This window comes from Streptomyces sp. NPDC044064, assembly GCF_056434245.1.
The window spans coordinates 1-4,740 of sequence record NZ_JBWKFN010000070.1 but is presented as its reverse complement, the minus strand read 5'-3'; the positions used below and the strand labels follow the sequence as shown (position 1 = coordinate 4,740).

The following is a 4,740-nucleotide window of genomic DNA, read 5'->3' as shown; positions in this document are numbered from 1 at the left end:
ACCCCCGCCAACCACTCCCGCACCAAACCCAACACACGCCCCAACAACCCATGCACAACCCCCGGCCCCACCCCCTCCCCCACCAACGGCACCACAACGAGGGAGGCGTCATCCGGCACTCCGGCCAGCGAAAGGGCATCGGCTTCGAGCGTCACACTCTGGATGGCTTCATCCGCACCAGCCACCGTGGACTGCGCCGCGGCAGGGACCCACTCCAGGCGCAGCAGCCCATCGCGGCTGTCCGGCTGCCCGCCGGTGACAATGGTGCCGGGCTCCGCCAGGACGAGGGATTCGACTGTCAGGACAGGACCACCGTCGACGTCGACCACCGTGACCGACACGCTCTCCTCGCCGGTGGGAACGACACGCGCCCGGACGATCGGTGCGCCGACCGCGTGCAGCGTGACCCCGCTCCACGCCACCGGCACCAGCTCCCGGGCGTCGGCCTCCCGCACCACAGCGGAGAGCAGGGCCGGATGCAGACCGTACCCCGCGGCTTCCTGTGCGGCCTCGCCGCGCAGCACGGCCTCCACGAACGTCTCGTCGTCGCGCCGCCACACCGAGACACCTGTCTCGGTGTCCATCTCGGCCTCGCTGCCGGCCTCGGCGACGACCGCCCCCCGCGGCGGCCAGACGGCGAAGTCGGCGGTTTCGAAGGGGCGTTGCCCCTGTTCCTCCGCGAGGAGCACGCCGGACGCGTGTTCCGTCCATGCGCCGTCCTCGGCGCCGTCACGGCGCGAGTAGAGAGCCACCTTGCGGGCGCCGGAGTCGTCGGGAGCTCCGATCCATACCTGGATCACCACCGTGTCGTCCTCGGACAGGACGAGCGGTTCCGTTTCGGTGAGTTGCTCGACGCGACCGCAGCCGACCTGGTCGCCGGCGCGAATGGCCAGCTCCAGAAGCCCCGTGGCCGGGAACACGCCCTCCCCACCGAGGTGGTCCGTGAGTCGGCGGTGTGCCCTCAAGGACAGGCGGCCCGTGAACACCATGCCGTCCGAGTTCGCCAGCGCGACCATCGCGGCGAGCAACGGGTGCTCGGCAGGCATCAGCCCCGCGCCACGTACGTCACCCGGATGTGCGGCCGGGCGCGGCCAGTGGCGTGCGTGCTGGAAGGCGTACGTCGGCAGGTCGACGCGGCGGGCGCCGGTGCCGTCGAAGAGCGCGGTCAGATCGAGCCGTGCTCCGGAGACGTGGAGGTGCGCAAGCCCGGTGACGAGCGCGTGTTCCTCGGACCGATCCTTGCGCAGGACAGGCACCGCCACCATGTCCTCCGCGCCGGACAGGCAGTGTCGCGCCATCGCGGACAGGACGCTGTCGGGGCCGAGTTCCAGGAAGGCGGTGGCACCGGCCTCGCTCAAGGCGGCGACTCCGTCGGCGAAACGGACGGTCTCACGGACGTGCCGCACCCAGTACTCCGGGTCGCACACCACCTCGGACGCCAACTCACCCGTCACGTTCGACACCAGCGGAATCTCCGGCGCCGAGAAGGACAGCCCCGACACGACCGCCCGGAAGTCCTCCAGCATCGGGTCCATCAACGGCGAGTGGAAGGCATGCGACACCCGCAGCCGGGACGTCTTCCGTCCCTGGGCCGTCAGCTCGTCGGCGATCCGCAGCACGTCGGCTTCGGGGCCCGCCAGGACGATCGCCGCCGGGCCGTTGACCGCGGCCACTGCCACCGACTCGCCCAGCAGCGGCCGCACTTCGTACTCGGTCGCCTCAACGGCGAGCATCGCGCCACCCTCGGGCAACGCCTGCATCAACCGCCCGCGAGCAGCGACCAGCGCACAGGCGTCCTCCAGCGAGAACACCCCCGCCACACACGCGGCAGCCACCTCACCGACCGAATGCCCGGCCACGAACTCCGGCCGCACACCCAGCGATTCGACCAGACGGAACAACGCCACCTCGACCGCGAACAACCCCGCCTGCGCATACACAGTCCGGTCAAGCAGATCGGCGTCATCACCCCACACCACATCCCGCACGGACCGGTCCAGATGCAGGTCCAACCCCGCACACACCGCGTCGAACGCCTCCGCGAACACCGGGAACCGGGCATACAACCCACGCCCCATACCCAGCCGCTGTGACCCCTGACCCGAGAACAACACCGCCAACGACCGCTCAACCGCCACACCACGAGCAACCTCGACGCCCTCCACCAGCACTGCCCGGTGCGCGAAGTGAGTCCGTTCCGCTGCCAGTGAAAGGCCCACGTCCAGCGCCGGAAGTTCGCCCAGCGCGGTCAGTCGCTCCAGCTGCGCGTCCAGTGCCGCTTCGGACTTGCCTGACACCGCCCAAGGCACCACGGCGGGAGTGGCCTGGGGTTCCTCTCGGTCGTCATCCGCCGGTGTGGGGGCCTGCTCGATGATGGTGTGTGCATTCGTGCCGCTGATGCCGAAAGCCGAGATCGCGGCTCGTCGCGGCCGGTCCAAAGCCGGCCAGGACTCCGCCTCGGTCAGCAGCCTGACCTCGCCCTCGGACCAGTCGACGTGCGTGGAGGGGGTATCCACGTGCAGGGTGCGCGGCAGCACCCCGTGCCGCATCGCCATCACCATCTTGATCACACCCGCGACACCCGCCGCGGCCTGCGTGTGACCGATGTTCGACTTAAGCGAACCGAGCAGCAACGGACGCTCCGGATCACGCTCGCTGCCGTACGTCGCCAGCAGCGCCTGGGCCTCGATCGGATCACCCAACGGCGTACCCGTACCGTGCCCCTCCACCACGTCCACATCCCGCGCCGAAAGCCCCGCACTCGCCAACGCCTGCCGGATCACCCGCTGCTGCGACGGACCGTTCGGAGCGGTGAGCCCGTTGCTCGCACCGTCCTGATTGACGGCAGAGCCCCGCACCACCGCCAGCACCTGGTGACCATTGCGCTGGGCGTCCGACAGCCGCTCCAGGACGAGGACACCGACGCCCTCCGACCAGCCGGTGCCGTCCGCCGCGTCCGCGTACGCCTTGCACCGCCCGTCCGAGGCCAGACCACCCTGACGACTGAAGCCGGAGAAACTCATCGGCGTGGACAGGACGGTCACACCGCCCGCAAGCGCCATCGAGCACTCGCCGCTGCGCAGGGCCTGTGCCGCCACATGGAGTGCGACGAGGGACGACGAGCAGGCCGTGTCCAGAGTGACCGCCGGGCCTTCCAGCCCGAACGCATACGAGACCCGTCCGGACAGCACGCTCGCCGTGAGCCCGGTGGTGGCGTGCCCCTCCACGTCCTCGGCGGAGTTCATCACCACGCCGACGTAGTCGACGCCGGCCGTGCCGACGAACACGCCGGTACGGCTGCCCCGGAGCGTCTCCGGCTTGATGCCTGCTCGCTCGAATGCCTCCCACGAGCTTTCCAGGAGAAGGCGCTGCTGCGGGTCCATCGCGACGGCCTCGCGCGGTGAGATCCCGAAAAAGCCCGCGTCGAACTCGGCCGCGTCGACGAAGCCGCCTTCGACGGACGCACTGCCGCCGTTCCCGTCCCCTGCAAGGGCGGCCAGGTCCCAGCCGCGGTCGGCGGGGAACGGAGAGATGGCGTCGTGGCCTTCCAGGACCAGGCGCCAGAGGTCCTCGGGGCTGTGTACGCCGCCGGGCAGCCGGCAGGCCATGCCGACGATGGCGATGGGTTCCTGCTTTCCCGACTCGACTTCCAGCAGTCGTTGGCGAGTCTGGTGCAGGTCCGCGGTGACCCACTTGAGGTAGTCAACGAGCTTGCTGTCGTTCGACATGGCGAGAGGAGCCTTCCTTGGGTGACGAGAGAGCTGGTCAGCGGTCGCTCGAACGGCCGAGCTCGTTGTCGATGAACGCCAGGACTTCGTCCGCGCTGGCGGAGGCGATGCGCTCCGCGACGCTGTGCGTGGACGCGTCGAAGTCGGGGGCCGCGGCCGTCCACTGCTCCAGCAGATGGCGGAGCCGGAGGGAGACCGCGGAACGGGTCGACTCGTCCGGCTCGTCTGCCGCCGTCAACATGGCGTCAAGTCGGTCGAGTTCCGCGAGAAGGCCGGGCTGTCCGCTGTCCGGTCCGGCCTCGTCGAGCAGTTCGCCGAGGAGGTGCTGGGCGAGGACGGCCGGGGTGGGGTGGTCGAAGACCAGGGTGGCGGGCAGGCGCAGTCCGGTGACGGCGGTGAGCCGGTTGCGCAGCTCCAGCGCGGTCAGTGAGTCCACGCCGAGTTCCTGGAACTCCTTCCCGGCGTCGACCGAGGTGGCAGATGCATGGCCGAGTACGGCTGCCGCTTCGGCTCGTACGAGGTCAAGGACGTGCGGGACCCGGTCACCGTCGCGCAGTTCCCTCAGCCGTATCGCCAGGGCCGCGGCCGTTCCGGCCGCCGAGCCCATGTTCGAAGCGGCTCGCCTGGTGCCCTTGACCAGTCGGCGCAGCAGGGGAGGTACCTCTCCCGGCATCCGCATCGGGCCTGCGGCACGGCCCATCGGGATGAGGTAGGGCTCATCGAGGGTGGTCGCCGCGTCGAGGAGGGCCAGGCCCTGCTCCACTGTCAACGGCGGGATACCGGACGAGGTGATCCGTTTGCGGTCGGCTTCGGACAAGGCCGCCGTCATACCAGCCGTCGGCGCCCACGCACCCCACGCAAGCGACTGCCCCGGCAAACCCAGCGAACGACGATACAAAGCCAGAGCATCCAGATAGACGTTCGCCGCCGCATAGTTGCCCTGCCCCGCCGAACCCATCACACCCGAGATCGACGAGAACAGCACGAACCCCTTCAGATCCATGCCCCGCGT

1 protein-coding gene and 2 pseudogenes are annotated in these 4,740 nt (G+C 69.9%); all 3 read right to left on the bottom strand.

Features of this window, described 5'->3' with window-relative positions:
- Positions 1-3,728, bottom strand: a pseudogene (locus AC07DS_RS46190) (type I polyketide synthase); the annotation flags it as partial.
- Between the two features lie 37 nt (positions 3,729-3,765).
- Positions 3,766-4,545 carry an acyl carrier protein gene (locus AC07DS_RS46185; RefSeq protein WP_479154725.1) on the bottom strand — a complete coding sequence of 260 codons (780 nt, stop codon included), beginning with the start codon at positions 4,543-4,545 and terminating at the stop codon, positions 3,766-3,768.
- 36 nt (positions 4,546-4,581) lie between these two features.
- Positions 4,582-4,731, bottom strand: a pseudogene (locus AC07DS_RS46180) (KR domain-containing protein); the annotation flags it as partial.
- Positions 4,732-4,740: the final 9 nt, after the last annotated feature.